This is a genomic window from Endozoicomonas sp., assembly GCF_965196975.1.
Classification (GTDB): domain Bacteria; phylum Pseudomonadota; class Gammaproteobacteria; order Pseudomonadales; family Endozoicomonadaceae; genus Endozoicomonas.
In genome coordinates this window covers 1,962,495-1,982,111 of record NZ_OZ239981.1, presented here as the reverse complement: position 1 = coordinate 1,982,111, position 19,617 = coordinate 1,962,495, and the positions used below count along the sequence as shown (strand labels likewise).

At 48.5% G+C, this 19,617-nt stretch carries 21 protein-coding genes; 8 read left to right on the top strand and 13 right to left on the bottom strand.

Annotated features, from left to right (window positions below; genetic code table 11):
• Positions 1 to 100 precede the first annotated feature (100 nt).
• The 7 genes from ACOCLE_RS08760 (at position 101) to ACOCLE_RS08730 (ending at position 6,383) form a co-directional block, all read left to right on the top strand.
• Positions 101 to 1,299, top strand: a protein-coding gene (locus ACOCLE_RS08760) for an IS3 family transposase (RefSeq protein ID WP_419536379.1) whose coding sequence is annotated in 2 segments (ribosomal slippage) — positions 101 to 401 and positions 401 to 1,299 — 1,200 coding nt in all. Because the reading frame shifts where the segments join, the coding sequence is not laid out codon by codon here.
• 236 nt (positions 1,300 to 1,535) lie between these two features.
• Positions 1,536 to 2,060, top strand: coding sequence for a porin family protein (locus ACOCLE_RS08755; protein ID WP_419536378.1), 525 nt, complete (start codon positions 1,536 to 1,538; stop codon positions 2,058 to 2,060).
• A 149-nt stretch (positions 2,061 to 2,209) separates the two neighbouring features.
• The gene (locus ACOCLE_RS08750; protein ID WP_419536377.1) at positions 2,210 to 2,611 is read left to right on the top strand and encodes a globin; all 402 of its coding nucleotides are present in this window, start codon (positions 2,210 to 2,212) and stop codon (positions 2,609 to 2,611) included.
• 461 nt (positions 2,612 to 3,072) lie between these two features.
• Positions 3,073 to 3,498: a hypothetical protein gene (locus tag ACOCLE_RS08745; RefSeq protein ID WP_419536376.1), complete on the top strand. Its 426-nt coding sequence runs from the start codon at positions 3,073 to 3,075 to the stop codon at positions 3,496 to 3,498.
• Between the two features lie 146 nt (positions 3,499 to 3,644).
• The gene (locus ACOCLE_RS08740) at positions 3,645 to 4,925 is read left to right on the top strand and encodes an ISKra4 family transposase (protein WP_419532972.1); all 1,281 of its coding nucleotides are present in this window, start codon (positions 3,645 to 3,647) and stop codon (positions 4,923 to 4,925) included.
• A gap of 71 nt (positions 4,926 to 4,996) precedes the next feature.
• Entirely contained in the window at positions 4,997 to 5,611 is a 615-nt protein-coding gene (locus tag ACOCLE_RS08735; protein WP_419536375.1) for a hypothetical protein, read from the top strand.
• Positions 5,612 to 5,714: 103 nt separating this feature from the next.
• Positions 5,715 to 6,383, top strand: a complete 669-nt coding sequence (locus tag ACOCLE_RS08730) for a hypothetical protein (RefSeq protein ID WP_419536374.1) — start codon at positions 5,715 to 5,717, stop codon at positions 6,381 to 6,383.
• 141 nt (positions 6,384 to 6,524) lie between these two features.
• Here the strand turns inward: ACOCLE_RS08730 and ACOCLE_RS08725 are convergent, their stop codons facing one another.
• The 5 genes from ACOCLE_RS08725 to ACOCLE_RS08705 form a co-directional block, all read right to left on the bottom strand.
• The gene (locus ACOCLE_RS08725) at positions 6,525 to 7,805 is read right to left on the bottom strand and encodes an ISKra4 family transposase (protein WP_419532972.1); all 1,281 of its coding nucleotides are present in this window, start codon (positions 7,803 to 7,805) and stop codon (positions 6,525 to 6,527) included.
• A 211-nt stretch (positions 7,806 to 8,016) separates the two neighbouring features.
• Positions 8,017 to 8,871 carry an SDR family NAD(P)-dependent oxidoreductase gene (locus tag ACOCLE_RS08720; RefSeq protein WP_419536373.1) on the bottom strand — a complete coding sequence of 285 codons (855 nt, stop codon included), beginning with the start codon at positions 8,869 to 8,871 and terminating at the stop codon, positions 8,017 to 8,019.
• A complete protein-coding gene (locus tag ACOCLE_RS08715; protein ID WP_419536372.1) occupies positions 8,868 to 9,812 on the bottom strand; it encodes an SDR family oxidoreductase in 945 nt (314 codons plus the stop codon). Before ACOCLE_RS08715 ends, ACOCLE_RS08720 begins: the two co-directional genes overlap by 4 nt.
• Positions 9,799 to 10,716: a bile acid:sodium symporter family protein gene (locus ACOCLE_RS08710; protein WP_419536371.1), complete on the bottom strand. Its 918-nt coding sequence runs from the start codon at positions 10,714 to 10,716 to the stop codon at positions 9,799 to 9,801. The genes ACOCLE_RS08715 and ACOCLE_RS08710 overlap by 14 nt, the downstream gene beginning before the upstream one ends.
• A complete protein-coding gene (locus tag ACOCLE_RS08705) occupies positions 10,716 to 12,050 on the bottom strand; it encodes a flavin-containing monooxygenase (RefSeq protein ID WP_419536370.1) in 1,335 nt (444 codons plus the stop codon). Before ACOCLE_RS08705 ends, ACOCLE_RS08710 begins: the two co-directional genes overlap by 1 nt.
• Positions 12,051 to 12,176: 126 nt before the next feature.
• On the opposite strand from ACOCLE_RS08705, the gene ACOCLE_RS08700 reads away from it, so the two are divergent.
• Complete coding sequence (locus ACOCLE_RS08700; RefSeq protein ID WP_419536369.1) at positions 12,177 to 13,154, top strand: AraC family transcriptional regulator; 978 nt, start codon at positions 12,177 to 12,179, stop codon at positions 13,152 to 13,154.
• Between the two features lie 40 nt (positions 13,155 to 13,194).
• Here ACOCLE_RS08700 and ACOCLE_RS08695 read toward each other — a convergent pair whose 3' ends face one another.
• From ACOCLE_RS08695 to napF, 8 genes are read right to left on the bottom strand one after another with little or no spacing between them, the layout of a single operon-like run.
• Positions 13,195 to 13,323 (bottom strand): TIGR02808 family protein, encoded by a 129-nt coding sequence (locus tag ACOCLE_RS08695; RefSeq protein ID WP_419536368.1) that lies wholly within the window; start codon positions 13,321 to 13,323, stop codon positions 13,195 to 13,197.
• Positions 13,324 to 13,352: 29 nt separating this feature from the next.
• Entirely contained in the window at positions 13,353 to 13,964 is a 612-nt protein-coding gene (locus ACOCLE_RS08690; protein ID WP_419536367.1) for a NapC/NirT family cytochrome c, read from the bottom strand.
• A 27-nt stretch (positions 13,965 to 13,991) separates the two neighbouring features.
• Positions 13,992 to 14,519, bottom strand: a complete 528-nt coding sequence (locus tag ACOCLE_RS08685; protein WP_419536366.1) for a nitrate reductase cytochrome c-type subunit — start codon at positions 14,517 to 14,519, stop codon at positions 13,992 to 13,994.
• Positions 14,519 to 15,409, bottom strand: coding sequence for a quinol dehydrogenase ferredoxin subunit NapH (napH, locus tag ACOCLE_RS08680; RefSeq protein ID WP_419536365.1), 891 nt, complete (start codon positions 15,407 to 15,409; stop codon positions 14,519 to 14,521). Before napH ends, ACOCLE_RS08685 begins: the two co-directional genes overlap by 1 nt.
• Positions 15,406 to 16,176, bottom strand: coding sequence for a ferredoxin-type protein NapG (gene napG / locus ACOCLE_RS08675; RefSeq protein ID WP_419536364.1), 771 nt, complete (start codon positions 16,174 to 16,176; stop codon positions 15,406 to 15,408). Before napG ends, napH begins: the two co-directional genes overlap by 4 nt.
• 23 nt (positions 16,177 to 16,199) lie before the next feature.
• Positions 16,200 to 18,788, bottom strand: coding sequence for a nitrate reductase catalytic subunit NapA (napA, locus tag ACOCLE_RS08670; protein ID WP_419536363.1), 2,589 nt, complete (start codon positions 18,786 to 18,788; stop codon positions 16,200 to 16,202).
• A 4-nt stretch (positions 18,789 to 18,792) separates the two neighbouring features.
• Positions 18,793 to 19,044, bottom strand: a complete 252-nt coding sequence (locus ACOCLE_RS08665; RefSeq protein WP_020583073.1) for a chaperone NapD — start codon at positions 19,042 to 19,044, stop codon at positions 18,793 to 18,795.
• On the bottom strand, positions 19,041 to 19,592 hold the full coding sequence (gene napF / locus ACOCLE_RS08660; RefSeq protein WP_419536362.1) for a ferredoxin-type protein NapF: 552 nt from the start codon (positions 19,590 to 19,592) through the stop codon (positions 19,041 to 19,043). The genes ACOCLE_RS08665 and napF overlap by 4 nt, the downstream gene beginning before the upstream one ends.
• Positions 19,593 to 19,617 lie beyond the last annotated feature (25 nt).

Below are 19,617 nucleotides of genomic sequence, written 5' to 3'. Positions count from 1 at the left end.
ATTAATCGCCATGTACTTTATAAATAACAAGTGTTTAAAAGGGATTTTGTACTTCCCCCGTTTTAGTGGACACTGAAATCCAACTTAAACTGGGGGCTTTATGCCTGCATATAAGACTGGTAAAAAGACCAGACAATACACCAATGAGTTTAAGGTCACTGCCGTGCTGCTGACCTATAAACCCAACAAAATGATTAAAGATGTAGCCGAAGATTTGGATATACATCCTTTCATGCTGTCTCGCTGGCGAAAGGAATATCGAGAAGGAAAACTTGTGGCAGATAAGCGTAAGTTGCCAAAGCAACTCTCTAAGATAGCTCGTCCTGAACCTCAAACCGACAAACAACGAATGCGTCAGCTTGAAGCTGAGAATGCTGAACTCAGGCTGGAGATCGACTTGCTAAAAAAGTGGCAACGATTTCTAGCGGAGGAACAGCGACGAAGTTCAGGTTCATAAAGCAGTATCGATTTCGCTTTGGGATCACCAGGCTATGTTCCCGTCTTAATGTCTCCCGAAGTGGGTACTACGCCTGGTTAAGGAGAAAGCCTAGTGCCAGAGATCAGCAGGACTTATGGCTGAAGAAGCGTATTACTACATTGTTTCAGCAAAGTCGGGAAGTTTATGGCAGTCCTCGAATTCATAAAGCTTTGCTTAAACAAGGTATCAGTGTTGGTAAGAAGCGTGTTGAGCGTTTAATGCGTGAAGAAGGGTTAAAGGGACGTGTTGCACGAGTATATCGCCGGGTGCCGGGGTTACACCGTTTCTTTCAGAGCATTAAAAACAGGCGAAGAGAGTTACCGAAGCCAAGTCGCCCAAATCAACACTGGGCCGCTGATGTCACATACATCAGAGTAAAGAAAAAGTGGATGTACCTGTCTGCGGTGCTGGATTTGTATTCCAGACGAATTGTGGGTTGGTCACTGGGTAGCCGAAGAACGGTTGACTTGACGAAGGCTTCACTGATGATGGCTATCCGTAATAGAAGGCCGGAAAAGGGTTTGCTCTTCCATACTGACAGAGGGATTGAGTACAGAGCTAATGAGATACAAGCGGTACATCAGCGTTACGGAATTATCCCGAGCATGAACCGTCCAGGACAATGTACGGATAATGCTGAAATGGAATCATTTTTTCACTCTCTGAAAGGAGAGTTGATCAAGAACAAATACTTCTCAAGTGAGTATCATTTGAGAGATTCGGTGGCAGGTTACATTCAACATTTTTATAATCGGACTCGACTGCATTCGAGTCTTAATTATCAATCACCGGTAGAATACGAGACAGCATCATTGCTGTAGAGTGGTGTCTATTTTATCGGGGGAAGATCATTTCTTCGCAAAAACGAGTTCCATTTTTGAAGGTTTTCATATCCTTAAAGCACTTGGTTGATGGCCGTATTAACAGGAAATTGATTTGAATCATTTTCCTGTCGCTGAATGTACTCGAAGAGCTTTACTTGAGAAAGATTATGCATACTATCGCAAGATGGTAAAAGACGACTGTCTTTTGCTTTTTCTTTCAAAGGATGATTTGAGTGAATAAGAAAACTCTTCTTGCATTATCGCTTTCAATTCTTAGTCCTGTTGCTTTCGCCGGTGGTTATGCTGGTGGTAACGTGTCGGTTCTGGACTATTCAGAAAATGGCTTTGAAGATATGTCGGTCACTGCCGCAGCTGCAAAGCTGGGCTTTCAGGCAACGGATCATATTTTAGGCGAGCTGCGTCTTGGTTTTGGTCTCAATGATGACAGCGCTACCGCTATGGGCGAAGACATTAGCCTGGAAATCGACAATTACTTTGGCGCCTATGGCCGTGTCGGTATGCCTGTTGGTGATTTCTACCCCTATGCCATTGCTGGCTTTACCCGGGTTGAACTGACCGCCGGTGTTACCAGCATGGGTGTAGCCATGTCTGATTCAGGCACCAGTGTCTCCTACGGTGTTGGTGTGGATTACAGCATCAATGAAGCCATTAGCCTGAATGCTGAATACATGAATCTTTACGACAGAGATGCTGTAGAGATTGGTGGTTTCAGTGTCGGTGCCACGTACCACTTCTAAGGTAAAATGGCAGAGAAAGCGCTCTGCCATTCTCCCGCCACATATCCATTCTTTTGTTTTTATTTCCTGGTTGCTGTTTGAACTTACTGCGTTCAGGGGTATAACAATAGCTATACCTCGTAAAAGTTAGCTGACTGTGGGTGCCATGGATGGAAACAGAATACACACCGATATTTAATGACAGCTTCCAGCGCTGTACCGGTGACCCTGATTTTCTGGACCGTTTTTATCGGATATTCCTTTCCAGTTCCGAAGAAGTGAAAGCCAAATTTTCACACACGGATATGCAGCTTCAGAAGAAGATCATGTTGAAGTCCCTTGCCTATATGGTGCATGCAAATATTAACCCTGCATCAATTCACAAAACGGCCATTAACCACGATAAGCATCATCTCAATATTGCCCCTCACTTTTATGAGCTGTGGCTGGACTCAATGATTCAGGCAGTGGAGCAGACAGACCCGTGCTTCAATGAGAAAGTGGCGCAGGCCTGGAGAGAAACCCTCCAGCCCGGAATTAACCATATGATCAAGCAATACCATGCTTCCTGATGGGAAATATTCCCATTGTCGCCTTTCCCTTTCACCTCAGAGGGCGTCTTCACAACCAGCTCTGTAACGGAAGCTTGCTGTCAGTCCCGTGCAAAAACACAGGTTAGATAATATTCGATAGATTAAAGGCGATAGATCAATAATGACAGATGGCCTTTAACTCATACTTTACATTTGATACTTTAGTTCAGTTCATTGTCGGCACTGGTGTAGATATCGCTTATTTATTTTATCAAAAAGTGGTTGCTGAGCTGTTTCATAACTTGCTCCCGGATGTCAGTAAAAGGCAGAAGTAAAGTGACGGGCGGTAGCGTGCTTTTCAGATCTTTATGGAATTCACGCAGAGTTGATTGGAGTCAAAAAATGGTAATCCAAGGATGATGATTTGTGCAGCCTCCCCAGAAGACAAAGGTGAATTGGCACTGATAAGTGTTAGATGCTAATCGGAGTTATAATACATAATGAAGCTAATCGAAGCATTTTACATCCTTTATGCAGGCTACCTATCACTAGTACCGGCGGCAATTTTGTTCTTTACTTTTTCAAATTATGAGCAAGTTATAAACGATATCCCAGACACACAAAGCTTACTTGTTAAGATGGTGGGGTTATTCACTGTCTATTTAGTCTCTGCAATCTCTGCTCTTCTATTTTCTTTAGAGAAGGTTGGAAGAAAATATGTTTATTTAACTTCATTATTAGTGATTGCCTGGTTTTTCATTTACAGCTTATTTCTTGAAAAATTATCCGTTGGCTCCGGGGAGATGATCTTAGCAACTGTTCAGCTTGTACTTCCCACCTCATTATTTACTATTTTAGTTTGGTATAAGTACAGCCCAGAATCTTCAAACTCTAAGCAGTTAATCAAAAAGCTGCGCACTTTTTAGCCATGTCTAACTAAGTGTTCGTATTCGGCAGGCAGACTATCTGGGGTGCCGTAGGTGTCCCACGGGTGCTCTCTCTGAATGATTGAAACAATAGTGCTCTATTTTCACAGCTACTATGGGAACACCACTCATAATAGTTAACTGTCATGCCCGCTTCTGTTATTTCCAGCTCTACCAAAAGCATCGTTTTGCAAATTGAAGTTTCTATAGATTCAGGCAACATGCTGAATCTTGAAGATAGTTTACAGCGTGCACTCAATGAAGCCGGGCAGCTTGGAACAAAAGAGTTATTGGGGCTATTTGAATCACCCAATAAAGAACCTATCGTCGTTAATCAGCAGAAGTGGAACTACAAAGGAAAGGTTCTTAAGCACTATGAAACCTTATACGGTCGTATACCTTTGGAGCGCTCCGTATATCAGGGTGTCAGAGGTGGCAGTACTCTGGCAGCACTTGATCTTCGTGCCGGTATTATTGGTTCAGCTACCCCCAAATTTGCCAAGTCTATCGCCTGGAAATACAGCCAGATGCCAGCGCCTGCGGTAAAAGAAGATTTTGAGACCAACCATCAAAGGACGCTTTCAAATTCTTATATCAAGCATTTATCGGACAGAGTAGGTGCATTAATTGAAGACCAGCAAGACACTCACTACCACCTTCCTCCACTAAAAGAGCCTGTTGAAACAATAGCCATTGGTCTGGATGGAACCTGCATGCTGCTTTGTGAAGAAGGCTGGAGGGAAGCCATGTGTGGGACATTGAGCCTATATTCTGCAGATGGAGACAGGCTCCACACGATATATACAGCCAGTTCGCCAGAGTATGGTAAACAAAGCTTTATGAGCAAGCTCGACGAGGAGATTGCAGATCTAAAACGACTCTACCCAAATGCCACATACATCGGGGTAGCTGACGGGGCTAGAGAAAACTGGAGTTATTTGAAACAACATACCTCTGGGCAGATACTCGATTTTTATCATGCATCTGAATATTTAGCTGGAGCAGCGGAAGCACTGTTTCCAACCAGTAAGGCGAAGCGACACCAGTGGCTTGAAGACAGGCTACATAGTTTGAAAAACAAGCGTGGAGCAGCCAAAAAAATCCTTCAGGAAATTGAATCAGCCGAGCTCCCGAAAAAGACAATCGCACTGACAGAGAAGCGCTACAAAGCTGTGAGCTATTTTACAAACAATCACCAGTTAATGAATTATCATCAGGCGCTTAAACGCCATTGGCCAATAGGTTCAGGAGTTACTGAAGCGGCTTGTAAGACTCTGGTAAAGCAACGATTATGTGGTTCTGGAATGAGGTGGAAAGCAACAGGAGCGGAAGTGCTTTTGACAACAAGAGCACTGATCCAGAGTAAGGGGCGCTGGGAACAACTTTGGTCTGAGTTCATGACTGGAAAGGTTGAAGCTAACCTATGAGTCAGTTATCAAATTGAGAGAGCACCCTGTCCCACAACTTCGCGCTAACCATACAGGACTAGGTACAACCAATGAAGAGAATAATAACATCGCTTCTGTTTCTTCTATTTTCCTGCTTTGCATTTTCAGAAAACATACAAATTAAGGCTGCAGGGGAATTCGCAAATATTGATGTTCAAGAGCAGAATGAAATTCTAGGCAAGATTCTCAAAGGAGATAGAGACGCTATTGAATTGGTTGTTAAAGATCCCAGGAACTACAACCCTGTAGTCCTTTATGGACTATCAGCATCTCTTTTCAATAATGGGGAAAAAGATGATGCTGCATTCTGGTTTTATGTTGGTCAGCTCAGAGGACGAAGTGATGCCAATAAATCATTGGATATTAGTGCAAGGCAAGCAATAGCAATGCTTAATCAACGCTTTGGTGTGGCTATCAATCAATACGTAATGCAAGATTTGCCAAAGCTGAAGGAAATAGTGGCAAAGGCAGTAAGTTTTGATGAAAAAACTGCTAGAAATTATGATCCTAGATGGATTTCATTGCACGGCATGGATGTGTTTCTTAAGAAAGAAAAAATTGCTTTTGAACCTGAATCTAAATGGGAGGAGATTAATAATAAAACAAGAGCCGAATATTACGATGGTTTTAAGAAAGCTATAAAGAATTTTGAGCAACAAGGTTAATGAGTTTAGCAAGTGCTGTCCTTCAGTCTGGATAGGCTAACGCATGCAGCAGCTAAAAACTAAAGAAGTGAAATGGATTGTTTTCTTATAGGATCTAAGCGTTGTGAAAATAAGGGCGATAATTTTAACGCTTTCTATTGCAACCAGTTCTGTATTGCTAGGTGGCTGTCTGGCTATTGATACTGGTAATACCCTGACTCCTACATTCTCGGATGTTGACTATAAAAAAGTTAACGTCAAAGGCAGCCTTCTTACCGAAGACGATGGTGCTCTCTATAACTGTTATTTAGGAAGTATCTATAGTGGTCATAAGGTTCAGTCCACTAGAAATATGAATTACAACTATACCCTTCAGGTCTATAAGGGGGATGTTCCTGAGGATTTGATTTTCTGGTGTAATAAAGAGAAAGTGTATCACGAAAAATTTGATTTTAAGAACCAAACGGAGGTGAATATTGGTCTGGTTCGATTACCATGGACAACTACAAAAATTAATTTTTCAGGTCAAATAATAAGTCAAAGTGGCCAGAAAATTAATTACTGTCTTGTGTCGACAAAAATATCAGGAGAGGTCAGTACATTCTCTTCGCAATATATAGAAAATCCATCAAACTTTGACTATGAACTTGAGGTTAGTTATCAAAATCAATTTATAAATAAGGATATTGATTTGGATGTAACTTGTAATAGTCCTTATATCAAGCCTTTTGAAACAACTATTACAGCGGAAAATCGAGTTAACGTAAACTTGGGCACAATTTCTATACCTTAATGCGGCAATAGATGATCTAGCCAGGAAAGGTGCGAATGAGTCTAGCATCACCTTCGTCACCTCTGGCATTACTGACGCTATTATTAGAAAAAGGTAGTTATTCACTGTTTTCTTGGGTGCTCTCTCAATTTGATAACTGACTCATAGGTTAGCTTCAACCTTTCCAGTCATGAACTCAGACCAAAGTTGTTCCCAGCGCCCCTTACTCTGGATCAGTGCTCTTGTTGTCAAAAGCACTTCCGCTCCTGTTGCTTTCCACCTCATTCCAGAACCACATAATCGTTGCTTTACCAGAGTCTTACAAGCCGCTTCAGTAACTCCTGAACCTATTGGCCAATGGCGTTTAAGCGCCTGATGATAATTCATTAACTGGTGATTGTTTGTAAAATAGCTCACAGCTTTGTAGCGCTTCTCTGTCAGTGCGATTGTCTTTTTCGGGAGCTCGGCTGATTCAATTTCCTGAAGGATTTTTTTGGCTGCTCCACGCTTGTTTTTCAAACTATGTAGCCTGTCTTCAAGCCACTGGTGTCGCTTCGCCTTACTGGTTGGAAACAGTGCTTCCGCTGCTCCAGCTAAATATTCAGATGCATGATAAAAATCGAGTATCTGCCCAGAGGTATGTTGTTTCAAATAACTCCAGTTTTCTCTAGCCCCGTCAGCTACCCCGATGTATGTGGCATTTGGGTAGAGTCGTTTTAGATCTGCAATCTCCTCGTCGAGCTTGCTCATAAAGCTTTGTTTACCATACTCTGGCGAACTGGCTGTATATATCGTGTGGAGCCTGTCTCCATCTGCAGAATATAGGCTCAATGTCCCACACATGGCTTCCCTCCAGCCTTCTTCACAAAGCAGCATGCAGGTTCCATCCAGACCAATGGCTATTGTTTCAACAGGCTCTTTTAGTGGAGGAAGGTGGTAGTGAGTGTCTTGCTGGTCTTCAATTAATGCACCTACTCTGTCCGATAAATGCTTGATATAAGAATTTGAAAGCGTCCTTTGATGGTTGGTCTCAAAATCTTCTTTTACCGCAGGCGCTGGCATCTGGCTGTATTTCCAGGCGATAGACTTGGCAAATTTGGGGGTAGCTGAACCAATAATACCGGCACGAAGATCAAGTGCTGCCAGAGTACTGCCACCTCTGACACCCTGATATACGGAGCGCTCCAAAGGTATACGACCGTATAAGGTTTCATAGTGCTTAAGAACCTTTCCTTTGTAGTTCCACTTCTGCTGATTAACGACGATAGGTTCTTTATTGGGTGATTCAAATAGCCCCAATAACTCTTTTGTTCCAAGCTGCCCGGCTTCATTGAGTGCACGCTGTAAACTATCTTCAAGATTCAGCATGTTGCCTGAATCTATAGAAACTTCAATTTGCAAAACGATGCTTTTGGTAGAGCTGGAAATAACAGAAGCGGGCATGACAGTTAACTATTATGAGTGGTGTTCCCATAGTAGCTGTGAAAATAGAGCACTATTGTTTCAATCATTCAGAGAGAGCACCCGTTTTCTTAGTGTATAACAAGACGGTCCATTAACCTATGAAAAGTGCCTTTGTCATTATCTACTCTTTATGAAACTTGTTGAAAGCCAAGGAAAGTCCTTATCCCTCTGTGAATGTTCAATATCCAGGTTAATGGTTTGCCACTTGCTGGACTTCTGCTGGTATAGATAATTCAGATTTGAACTTCCTGCTCATCATTCTCAGATAAATCCCCGGAAACCACCGGTAGAATAAACTGGCCAACAATATGGCTTTACTGGGAAACAAGCGGCTTTTTCCCGAATGGCATGCATGGATAATCTGTTTTGCCATCCACTCAGCACTCTGAATATTCCCTATGGTTGAACGCGCATGGGTTGCCTTCTGGCCATTACCCGCCAGTGCATTCTTCTCAATATCCGTCGCCAGAAAGCTGGGGTAGACCATCAGAATGTTAAGAGGAAGATGGGCCGTTTCTGCTCTTAGTGTTTCAAAATACTGGTGCAGCGCAGACTTGGCTGCGCAATAGCCGGAGCGTGCCATAACCGGCATCCAGCCCGCCATACTGCCGATATTGATAATCGTTGTCGGCTTTTTCCGGCTTCCTGAATTGGCTAGCTGCTCAAACAGCTGTTGCGTGAGTTTGACCGGTACCAGAAAATCCAGGGCCATGACTTTTTCAATCACGTCTATTGAGGTTTCCCTGGCCAGTGAACGGTGGGTGATACCGGCATTGTTGACCAGCACATCAAGAGACGTGAAGTGCCTGGAGAGGGTGCCTTTAATGCATTCAATAGCATCTGACTCCAATAGATTGACAGCACAAAGCTCTATTTTCTGAGTGCTGCTGCTCATTTCGAGCAGAAATGCTTTTCTTGCCTCCAGCCCCTGCTGGTCCAGATCGACCAGACACAAGCTGTATCCTGCCTGCCAGAACTGTTGAGACAGAGCCCAGCCTAACCCATTGGCGGCACCGGTGATCAGGGCGACGGGTGCGTCCATCATTGCGCCGCCTCCCTATCAAGGTGTTCAGTAAACAGCTGGAACACTTCCGCTGACGTTTTTCTCGGGGTATAGCCAAACTGTTGTTTTAGTGCATCGTTGGCCAGCACCGGGCGGTAACGGAGAAATTTCAGCTGCTCTGGTCCATAGCGGGTGAGGCCGATGGTTTTACCGATCGCCAATGCAATCTTGAGCAGGGCAGGCGGTAGCGTAAATACCGGTTTATTAAGGAAGCGCGCAATATCTCTTAAGGTGAGAGCACCGTCTCCAGCGAGATTGAAAATACCGGATTTATGCTGCAGAACCCCATCACAGATAATCTGAACCACATCCTCATCCCAGATAAACACGAAAGGGGAGTCAGACCCTTTAATGGTCAGTATGCGTTTTTTCAGGAACAGGTTGGTGATCAAGTTACGGGTGTTTCTGCCAAGTACGGTTCCCGGCCGGAGGATCAGCTGCTTCAAACCCGGATAATCCACCCGGTATTGTTCAAGCATCTCCTCAACCAGGCGCTTATGCCACGAATAGGCAAACTCATAGTTGCCGCGCAGTGGCGAGCTTTCCTGTAACCAGGGGTCATTATCCGCATGATAGCCATAGGCCGCGCCACTGCTGGTGACGGTTAAATGGTGTACACCGGCCTGCAGGCAGGCTTCAATCACATTACGGGTGCCTTCTACATCGATACGGTAGTCACGCTCGCGGTCTTCACTGGCTTCCAGAACACTGGCCAGATGAACCACATGGGTAATTTGCTGACTGCGTAAGAGCTCAACCAGGGAAGCATCGCAGATATCCATTATTTCGATGGGGAAGTCAGCCGCCGTATTGGGTCGAATATCACAGCCAATCACAACCTGGGTTCTGGCCAGGGCATTCCCCACTTGATGGCCGATATAGCCGGCAGCGCCGGTAATCAGAATTTGGTTAGCTGTTGGCATAGCGAGCCTCCCTGGCATCAGAGCGTGCATTCCAGATCAGTGCGAGGCTTAACCCCGTCACCAGATGCAGAACACCCCAGAAGGCGGCAATAATCAGCATTCCTCCGTATTGCGGGAAGAAGGTGAACAGAATGCCCAGAGCCAGTCCTGAATTCTGAATGCCCACCTCCAGCGTCACTGCTCGCCTATCTGGCGTATTCAGCCGGGCCAGGTAGCCGCTGATCATACCGATCAACAGGGCGAGGGCATTGTGTGCCACCACCAGTAAAGCAAAGCTGCCCATATGCTCGATAAACACGCCCACATTGTTGGACACTGCGATCACGATAAAGACCATAAAGACCAGCAGTGATAGAAACCGGAACGGTGTGTCCGATCGTTCGGCAAACCTGGGGAACAGTTGCCCGATCACCATGCCTAGCAGGAGCGGAATGGCCAGCACCAGCGTCACCAACAGGAAGAGTTCAAAGGGCTGGATGGCGATCTCCTGGATTAAAGGACGGGTGACCGGGTTCAGCTGACCATAGAGGACAAAGTTAAAGGGCGTCATGACAATGGCGGCCAGACTGGAAACTGCCGTCATGGAGACGGATACAGCCACATTGCCCCGTCCAATATGGGTCATGATATTGCTGAATGAACCGCCCGGGCAGGAAGCCACCAGAATCATGCCCAGCGCCAGCTCAGGATCAATATCAAAGACCCAGGTCACCAGGGCTGTGGCGGCAGGCAGCACCATAAACTGGGCCAGCAGACCGATAGTGGGCGCAATGGGAGAGCGGAGAATCTGTTTGAAATCATCCGGTTTCAGCGTCAGTGAAACGCCAAACATCATCAGGGCCAGAATACCGTTCAGCAGTATCAGGCTCTGGGGATCGAAGTGGATTTGAACGTCAGTGAGCATCAAAAAGCCTCCGCCTGCGTGAACAGGTTATCGTTATCGGAGTAGTCTCTCTGCAACAGACGAATTCCCTGGTGTATGGCTTTCAGATACGAGGCTTTATCCACGTAATAGGCCATGCGCTCCAGCTCCAGATAATCCATTCCCCCCACAACCCGCTCAGCAAACTGCTGTTCGATGTTTTGCTCAAACACGGTTGCCGATGCTTTTTTATCCTGCTTCTGTCGTAGATACAGGGCAACCAGGTGGGCCTGATCGTCACGCCCCTGCCAGCCCAGACCCGCAGCTTCAACCATCCCCATCACAAAAATATTATTGTGTTCAGGATTGAAGACGTTCAGATGAAGCTGAGGTGCATATCCCTGCCAGTTCAGGTGCTTCTTATCGATAAACGGGTAGTGCAGTTTATAGCCAGTGGCTTCCAGAATGAGGTCATAACCCTGATTGGATCCATCACTGAATTCCACCATTTTGTCTGAAACGGATTTAATGGCAGGCCTTGGCGTGATGTCACCATGACCGATGTGGTGGAGAAACAGTGAATTGATGACCGGGTGACTTTCATAAAGACGGTAATCCGGGTCAGGCAGACCATAATCACTGGGCTTGCCAATAATCATGCGGATCAGCCAGCTGTCCACTATTTGCTTCAACCGCTTTGGCAGTTTTATTTTTCCACCCAGGCTGTCCGTCGGCTGGCCTTTGATGAATTTGGGCAGGAAGTAATAGCCACGCCTTACCGACATATCGACGCTTTTTGCCTGATGCACGGCATCAACGGCAATATCACAGCCACTGTTGCCACAGCCAATAATCAGCACCCGCTTATCTTTGAACAGTTGTGGGTCCTTGTATTGGGCGGCATGGAGGTGCTGTCCGGAAAAGTCACCCTTCAGGCTGGTTCTGTTCGGATGATGCAGGGTGCCATTGGCCAGCAGGACACCGGCAACGTCATAAGATACTTCCTGACCATCGGTTTCTGCGGTGATCCGCCAGTGATTGCCCTGGGGGGTAATGCTGTTGACGGTGTGTCCGAAGCGAAACCCTTGATACAGGTCGAAGTGTCTGGCGTATTTCTGAAAATACGCTTTCAGGTGCTGGTGGCTTGGGTAGGTCGGTACCGAATCATCCATGGGAAATTCGGCAAACTCGGTCTGCTTCTTTGAGCTGATCAGGTGTGCAGACTGGTACATGGTGCTGGTGGGGTTATCAATATCCCACAGGCCACCCACGTCGCGGTGAATCTCAAAGCCGATCCAGGGAATTTGATACTGGTTTAACCGTCTTGCCGTGCATAAACCCATGGGGCCTGCACCAATGATGGCATAGGGAAGCATTTAGCACTCCTTAACAGTCGTCTGTTATTGTTCTTGTTATTTTTATTGGGTTGACGCCTGACTTCTGTCTAACAAACAATGTACCCGTAAGGAAGCAAAATAACCTTGATTATTTGGGACATTGGCATGGTTAATTCGGGACATCCCACAGTTACGCAGCAGTTTACCAAGGCCATTGTGCGGACGTTGGAAGACTCTGGGTTGAAGGTTTCTGACGAGCTGAGCGGCATTATTGAAGAGATTAGCCAGCACGCCCGGGTGCCCATGCCGTTACAGGATCGTCTCTGGCGCTCTCTGATTGACGCGTATTCTGAGCCGGATCTGGGTCTGCGGCTGGGGCGTTATGTTCAGCCGGGGAATCTGGATATTGTCGGTTTTCTTCTGCTGAGCTGTGACACGCTGGAAGACGCGCTGGACGCACTGATCACTTACCATCCCATTGTCGGGGAGGGCGGGGAGTTTCTTTCCATGGAAGACGAAGTAAGCTGCCGGCTTATTTATTCCCCCTTCCATAATGTCTGTCGAACCACCCGGGTGGAAGCGGTCATGGCCACGCTGGTCCAGTTAGCCAGCTATCTTACCGACAATCGATTTGAACCTGCCTATATCTCATTCCAGCATGCGCCATTAATGGACCCTGAGCGTTATGAAGCAATGCTTGGGTGCCCGGTTCGATTCGAGCAACTGGCTGATGCCATGGTCTTTCCACGGTCACAGTATGCACTGCCATTGGTGCAGGCCAATAAATCACTGTATGCCCAGATGCGACAGCTGGCCGATCAGGCGCTGACCGATATGCAGGAGCGGGATTTTCGAACCCGGGTCGTCCGTATTCTTACAGCACACCCGAACTGGGGAAAAGAAAAAGTGGCCGAGCAGTTCGGTATCAGTGGCCGGCATCTGAACCGTACGCTGTCCCGGGAAGGCATTACCTTCAAACTGTTGTCTGATCAGACCCGGCTTGAAATGGCAAAAGCACTGATGACTGAAGGGGTTTCCGGAAGTGAGCTGGCAGCACGACTGGGTTTTCATGATGAGAGCGCGTTTAACAAAGCGTTCAAACGCTGGACGGGTATAACCCCTGGAGAGTATTGCTGTGTTTGACGATCAGGCTCTTGGACAAGAGCCTGATGTGGACGAAGCGTTACAGTTTTCCTGCCTTATCCATGATAAAACAGAAAACCAATGCCGTGGCGATAAACCCACCGATAAAAATGGCGGGCATGGTGGCATAGCCCAGGAAGTGCCAGATAAAAGACTCCAGTGTGCTCATTGTATTCTCCTTGCTTTCGCTGGGGCTGCTTACCAGCCCTCAATACCATGCATATTAGGCAGCTCGTGGGCAATACCCTTGTGGCAGTCAATACAGGTCTCACCAGTAGGAAGCATCTTGTCCGTTCCCAGGAAGGCCTTGGTGTGACTCTCCATCGCTCGGGCAGACTGTTCGGAAAAGTCCATGTAGTCGAAGTTGTGACAGTTCCGGCACTCCTGCGAATCATTGGCCTTCATCCGGGCCCATTCACGTTCAGCCATTTCACGACGATGTGCCACAAACTTTTCATGGGTATCAATTTTTCCCGTCATTTTACCCCAGAGTTCTTTGCTGGCCTGAATCTTTCTTACCAGCTTGGTTGTCCACTCCTTGGGTACGTGGCAATCGGAGCAGACAGCTCTGACACCTGACCGGTTATTGTAGTGAATGGTGGCTTTGTACTCTTCAAAGACATTGTCTTCCATTTCATGGCAGCTGATACAGAATTCTTCTGTATTGGTTTTCTCCATACCGGTATTGAAACCGCCCCAGAAAATAATGCCGGCAACAAAGCCGAAGGCGAGAATCACACCCATGGATATCTTGCCGGCCGGTGTGGTCAGCATCTTCCAGTAGCGTTTCAAAAAAAAGTCCTTACGCATCATGTTCACCTTTACCTACACGCGTCCTTACTTCAGGGAATCAACCGGCTCAAAGTTATTCTTTTGCAGCGGTGCTGTATCCGCTTGTGGCACATGGCACTGAAGACAGAAATAACGGTTAGGGGCCACGTCCGCGCGTTGTTTTCCTTCACGGTCGTAGAAGTGGGTGACGCTGATTCGGGTTGCTCCCCATTTGCTGGCATTCTTCCAGCTGTGGCATTGCAAACAGGTATTGACGTCTTTATTGACGGTGTAACCGCGAATGTCATGAGGAATCAGTGGCGGTTGCTCAATAAAATCACGGTGAAAGGTCGTGTCACTCTCCAGAACCTTTTTCATGGCTTCCGCAGGTGGCTCGACTGAGAGGTCAATCGTTCGCAGTGAATCCATGCCTCCGGTTTCAGCCACGGCAGTCATACTGACCATGGTTGAAACCAGTAATGTCATCACGCCTTTTGATGCTGCTTTTACCCAGCGGATATTATTCAATGAGAGTCTATTTCTCAGGGTCATTGGTTGGCTCATGGCAGTGTCTCCGCCTTCCTGGTCAGTCATTATTCAGAGTCCATAACCCGGTTATCTGACCGGGTTGATGCGATGATTTGATGGTTAAAGGATGCCTGGAAGGAAAAGACGTTCTTTTCACAGACATCAATACAGCGACCGCAGCGGGTACAGTCACGTTTGTTCAGTACCGGGCTGTCGCCCTTTTTTTCCTTAAGGGCCGCCGGAAGAATGTGTGGTTCGGGGCAGATGGCATAGCAGTCCATGCAGTCATCGCAATGGTTGCGCTCTGTGGCACTGACCTGCAGGGGACTGATGCGTCCAACCAACCCGTAAAATGCGCCCAGCGGGCAGAGGTGACCACACCAGCCTCGGGTGCTGATCAGGACATCAAACAGAAAGACGGCAGCGATCAGATACCAGCCCGCTCCCATGCCAAACAGAAGGCCTCGGATCATTTGGCTGACCGGGTTGAACAGCTCCCATACCATCATTCCAGTCACCAGTGGCAGCACCAGTACCATGGCCAGAATCCAATAGCGGCTGCTTCTGGACAGCTTATGACTGTTGCGGATTCCCAGCTTCTTCCTGAGCCAGGCGGCCAAGTCTGTGATCGGGTTGATCGGGCAAACCCAGCTGCAGAAACTCCGGCCACCGAGCAGTCCATAAAGAAGAATGACAACACCGGCACCAATAAGCCCCCGGGCTACCATTGGGTGACCAGCCAGTAGCCCTTGCAGTACGGCCAGAGGATCACTCATTGGCAGAGTGTCCAGGGTCAAACTGGACGACAGGTTTCCGTTGATCAGCAGTGTGTCACCGGTCCATTGCACCAGATATGGGGATGCCAGAAAGAGAGTTGGTACCATCAGCTGGCAAAATCGACGGAGCAGAAGAAAACGCCATTTCTTCCAGTTGCTTCGTGACGTTACGGCACTCATGATCCTTCTCCTGCAGGTCGATGCGCCGGTAATTTCAGGTTGCGGGGAACCAGCTGTGTACCGGTGCGTTCCTCTTCCTTCCAGCCCAGCCGATAGTGGCTCCCCAGTTCTCCCTGGGCCAGTTTGTGAGGCACTACCTTGATGGCCGCTTCATCCAGTACACAGGCCTGTTCGCATTTTCCACAACCGGTGCAGGCATCAGAATGCACGACCGGTTCAAAAATCGCGTGAACATTGGTGCGTGTGTTACGGCTCAGCTGCAGGGTGATGGCTTCATCAATGCGGGGGCAGACGCGATAGCAGACATCACAGCGAAGCCCCTGCAGGTTCAGGCAGTTCTCACGATCAATAAGAACCGCCAGTCCCATCCGGGCATCGTTAATATCCGTCAGTTCCGGTGACAGCGAGCCACTTGGGCAGTGGGTGATACAGGGAATGTCTTCGCACATCAGGCAGGGATTTTCCCTGGCTTCAAAGTACGGCGTACCCGAAGCAACCGGGTCTTCCGGTTGCGCCAGTTTCAGCACATCGTACGGGCAATCTCTGACACAGATACCGCAGCGCAGACAGGACGCCAGAAATTCATCTTCCGGCAATGCGCCGGGTGGTCGCAGAGCCTGAGCTTCCGGGGAGCTGGACTTGCTGCCAACCCAGCTCAGCCCCAAACCCAACAGACTGACAGCACAGGCGGCCTGGGCTGTGCCTGCAATAAAACGACGCCGGCTTACTGTACGATTGTCATGCTGGCTGGGCTTGTTCTTGCTCATACGATTCCTGACTCAGGGCTGCATCAAACTCTGACGATCTTCGCTGCGGTTTTCTTGAAATCCGTCTCTTTCGACAGCGGGTCGGTCGCGTCCAGAATCAACTTGTTCACCAGCTGGCCGGCATCGAAGAACGGCATGAACACCAGACCTTTGGGTGGCGTATTCCGGCCCCGGGTTTCCACACGGGTACGCACTTCGCCATAGCGGGTCACGATTTTCGCTTCCATACCACGGCGCAGACCGCGTGATTTGGCATCGTCAGGGTGCATGTAAACCACGGCATCGGGGAATGAACGATAAAGCTCAGGTACCCGGCGGGTCATTGAGCCTGAGTGCCAGTGCTCCAGAACACGGCCGGTGGACAGCCAGAGGTCGTACTCATCATCCGGTGCTTCATGAGGCGGCTCGTAGGGGAGGGCGAACAGCCACGCTTTACCGTCAGGCTTGCCGTAGAAACTCACTTCTTCACCGGCTTTCACATACGGGTCATAGCCTTCGCGGTAGCGCCACAGGGTTTCCTTGCCATCAACTACCGGCCAGCGCAGTCCGCGGGACTGGTGATAAAGATCGAATGGTGCCAGGTCATGGGCTTTGCCACGGCCAAAGGTGGCGTACTCTTCAAACAGGCCTTTCTGAACATAGAAACCAAAATCACGACTTTCGTCGTTCAGACGGTCGGCAGGAATCTCTTCCAGACTGTATTGATCGGCCTGCCCATTGGCATAGAGGACGTCAAACAGGGTTTTGCCCTTCAGTTCAGGCGCCTTGGCCAGCAGCTCATCGGACCAGACTTCTTCTACCTTGAAGCGCTTGGAAAACTCCATCAGCTGCCAGAGGTCTGATTTAGCGTCGCCCTGGGGGGCAACCTGCTGGTACCAGAACTGGGTCCGGCGCTCAGCATTGCCATAGGCACCTTCTTTCTCTACCCACATGGCGGTTGGCAGAATCAGGTCAGCAGCCTGGGCCGTTACTGTCGGATAAGGATCGGAAACGACGATAAAGTTTTCAGGGTTGCGATAGCCAGGCAGGCTCTCATGATTGATATTGGGCGCTGTCTGCATATTGTTGTTGCACATCACCCAGTAGGCATTGAGCTTGCCATCTTTGAGCATGCGGTTTTGCAGAACCGCGTGGTAACCCACCGTGGCGGGAATGGTGCCTTCAGGGAGTTTCCAGATTTTTTCAGATTTGTCGCGATGCTGCTTATTGGCCACGACCATGTCGGCTGGCAGGCGGTGGGCAAAGGTACCCACTTCACGGGCAGTACCACAGGCAGAAGGCTGACCGGTCAGGGAGAAAGGACCACAGCCAGGCTTGGAAATCTTACCGGTGAGCAGGTGCAGGTTGTAGATGATGTTGTTCATCCAGACACCACGGGTGTGCTGGTTAACACCCATGGTCCAGAGGGACATCACCTTGACCTTGGGATCGGCATACAGCTTCGCCAGGGCTTCCAGCTGATCTACTGGTACACCAGACAGTTTCGAGGTTTTTTCGGCAGTGTACTCACTGACAAAGGCCGCGAACTGATCAAAGGTAATCTCTTCCGAGCCACCGTTGCCGGGGTTTTTGGCCTGTTTCTCCAATGGGTGATCTGGACGAAGTCCATAGCCGATATCGGTGACACCGCTGCGGAAACGAGTGTGCTTTTTGACGAAGTCTTTATCGACGGCATTGTTCTGGATAATGTAATTGGCAATATAGTTACCAATGGCCAGATCGGTATGGGGGGTAAATACCATGCCAATGTCGGCCAGTTCAAAGGAACGGTGTTTGAACGTCGACAGAACGGATACATTGACCTGGTCACTGGAGAGGCGGCGGTCGGTCAGGCGTGACCAGAGCACCGGGTGCATCTCCGCCATATTGGAGCCCCAGAGCACAAACGCGTCCGCTTTTTCAAAATCGTCATAACAGCCCATCGGCTCATCCATACCAAAGGTACGCATAAAGCCAACGACTGCGGATGCCATGCAGTGACGGGCGTTAGGGTCAATATGGTTACTGCGGAAACCGGCTTTCATTAATTTTGCCGCAGCATAGCCTTCCCAGACGGTCCACTGGCCAGAACCAAACATGCCGACAGCAGGCATCTCGGGTGTGTTACGGGTTTTGGCAATGGCGGCTTTCCACTTGTCAGCCATGATGTCGAAAGCCTGATCCCAGGTGATGGGCGTGAATTCACCCTCTTTATGGAACTGGCCATTTTTCATCCGCAGCAAGGGGGTTTGTAAACGGTCAGAGCCGTACATGATCTTGGACAGGAAGTAACCCTTGATGCAGTTCAGACCACGGTTAACCGGTGCTTCCGGGTCACCCTGTGTGGCGACGACACGCCCATCCTTGCTGCCGACCAGAACAGAACAGCCGGTACCACAGAAACGGCAGGGGGCTTTGTCCCACTTGATTTCTGTTGCTTTACTGCTGGTGATCAGATTGGTGGCCGCTGCTGGTGTACTGACGCCGGCAGCCGCTGCGGTGGCAGCGATAGCACTGCTTTTTATAAAGTCCCTTCGACTTATTTGTGAAAAACATTTTTCTTGGTTATCGACGTTGCTTTCGGATGGCGAAAAATGTTTTTCTTCCGCTATGGGCATTCGTTTCATATCCATCTGTTTACTCCTGATGCGCATAAATCAGTGCAGCAGACAACACTCCCGCCACAGCATTAATTTCGGTCAGCCGGTCAACCATCAGCTTTTCACCGGGTAACTCTTCAACGGTAACCACCAGTTTTCCTTGTGGATCACAGGCGTGAACCTCAACACCTGGTAAGGCTTCCAGTTGCCGGGTGACGTCGGTTAACTGCTCTGGCAGGGCCCGGACAACAACGCCGGAGATGGCGCAGATTTCAGCAGCTTGAGTCATTCACAAATCCTTCTGGCCGGTGGCTTTTCTGAAGATGGTTGTTTTGAATTTGAAATCATGGAAATGGCGGTTATCGGACACAGGGAGACACACTCGCCACAGCCGGTACACTGGTCGGTATTGATGCTAGGAATGGCCACACCGCCAGTTTTAATCGTGAAACTGATGGCTCTGGCCTCGCAGGTTTCCTGACAGGTTCGGCAGTGCACCCGGTTCAGTGCCAGGCATTGTGAATTGATCGTGGCCAGGATATTCCAGGGGACGTCTTCGGTTTCTTGAATAACGTACTTTTGAATGACATCGTGCTGGCAGGCATCACTGCAGGAGCCGCAGAAAGAGCAACCGGCTTGTGAGAAGTCTGCCTCTGGAAAGCCACCACTGCCTTTTTTGAGAAGGCCTGTTTCACAAACGGCAATGCAGTCATCACAACGACGGCACTGGTCGATAAACTCTTCTTCCGGCGGCGTCCAGGGAGGGCGGAAAGTGGTGCCTTCCTGTCGGTTGCCGGTTAAGAAACGACGTCGTGAAATCAGGTTGCCTGCCCCCATGTTGATCGGTATCTTTTGTTCTGAA

Excerpts from the sequence above, each read along its gene's own strand:
- ACOCLE_RS08750 (WP_419536377.1), top strand. The coding sequence starts at position 2,210 with ATGGAAACAGAATACACACCGATATTTAATGACAGCTTCCAGCGCTGT.
- ACOCLE_RS08745 (WP_419536376.1), top strand. The coding sequence starts at position 3,073 with ATGAAGCTAATCGAAGCATTTTACATCCTTTATGCAGGCTACCTATCA.
- ACOCLE_RS08740 (WP_419532972.1), top strand. The coding sequence starts at position 3,645 with ATGCCCGCTTCTGTTATTTCCAGCTCTACCAAAAGCATCGTTTTGCAA.
- ACOCLE_RS08735 (WP_419536375.1), top strand. The coding sequence starts at position 4,997 with ATGAAGAGAATAATAACATCGCTTCTGTTTCTTCTATTTTCCTGCTTT.
- ACOCLE_RS08725 (WP_419532972.1), bottom strand. The coding sequence starts at position 7,805 with ATGCCCGCTTCTGTTATTTCCAGCTCTACCAAAAGCATCGTTTTGCAA.
- ACOCLE_RS08720 (WP_419536373.1), bottom strand. The coding sequence starts at position 8,871 with ATGATGGACGCACCCGTCGCCCTGATCACCGGTGCCGCCAATGGGTTA.
- ACOCLE_RS08715 (WP_419536372.1), bottom strand. The coding sequence starts at position 9,812 with ATGCCAACAGCTAACCAAATTCTGATTACCGGCGCTGCCGGCTATATC.
- ACOCLE_RS08710 (WP_419536371.1), bottom strand. The coding sequence starts at position 10,716 with ATGCTCACTGACGTTCAAATCCACTTCGATCCCCAGAGCCTGATACTG.
- ACOCLE_RS08705 (WP_419536370.1), bottom strand. The coding sequence starts at position 12,050 with ATGCTTCCCTATGCCATCATTGGTGCAGGCCCCATGGGTTTATGCACG.
- ACOCLE_RS08700 (WP_419536369.1), top strand. The coding sequence starts at position 12,177 with ATGGTTAATTCGGGACATCCCACAGTTACGCAGCAGTTTACCAAGGCC.
- ACOCLE_RS08695 (WP_419536368.1), bottom strand. The coding sequence starts at position 13,323 with ATGAGCACACTGGAGTCTTTTATCTGGCACTTCCTGGGCTATGCCACC.
- ACOCLE_RS08690 (WP_419536367.1), bottom strand. The coding sequence starts at position 13,964 with ATGCGTAAGGACTTTTTTTTGAAACGCTACTGGAAGATGCTGACCACA.
- ACOCLE_RS08685 (WP_419536366.1), bottom strand. The coding sequence starts at position 14,519 with ATGACTGACCAGGAAGGCGGAGACACTGCCATGAGCCAACCAATGACC.
- napH (WP_419536365.1), bottom strand. The coding sequence starts at position 15,409 with ATGAGTGCCGTAACGTCACGAAGCAACTGGAAGAAATGGCGTTTTCTT.
- napG (WP_419536364.1), bottom strand. The coding sequence starts at position 16,176 with ATGAGCAAGAACAAGCCCAGCCAGCATGACAATCGTACAGTAAGCCGG.
- napA (WP_419536363.1), bottom strand. The coding sequence starts at position 18,788 with ATGGATATGAAACGAATGCCCATAGCGGAAGAAAAACATTTTTCGCCA.
- ACOCLE_RS08665 (WP_020583073.1), bottom strand. The coding sequence starts at position 19,044 with ATGACTCAAGCTGCTGAAATCTGCGCCATCTCCGGCGTTGTTGTCCGG.
- napF (WP_419536362.1), bottom strand. The coding sequence starts at position 19,592 with ATGGGGGCAGGCAACCTGATTTCACGACGTCGTTTCTTAACCGGCAAC.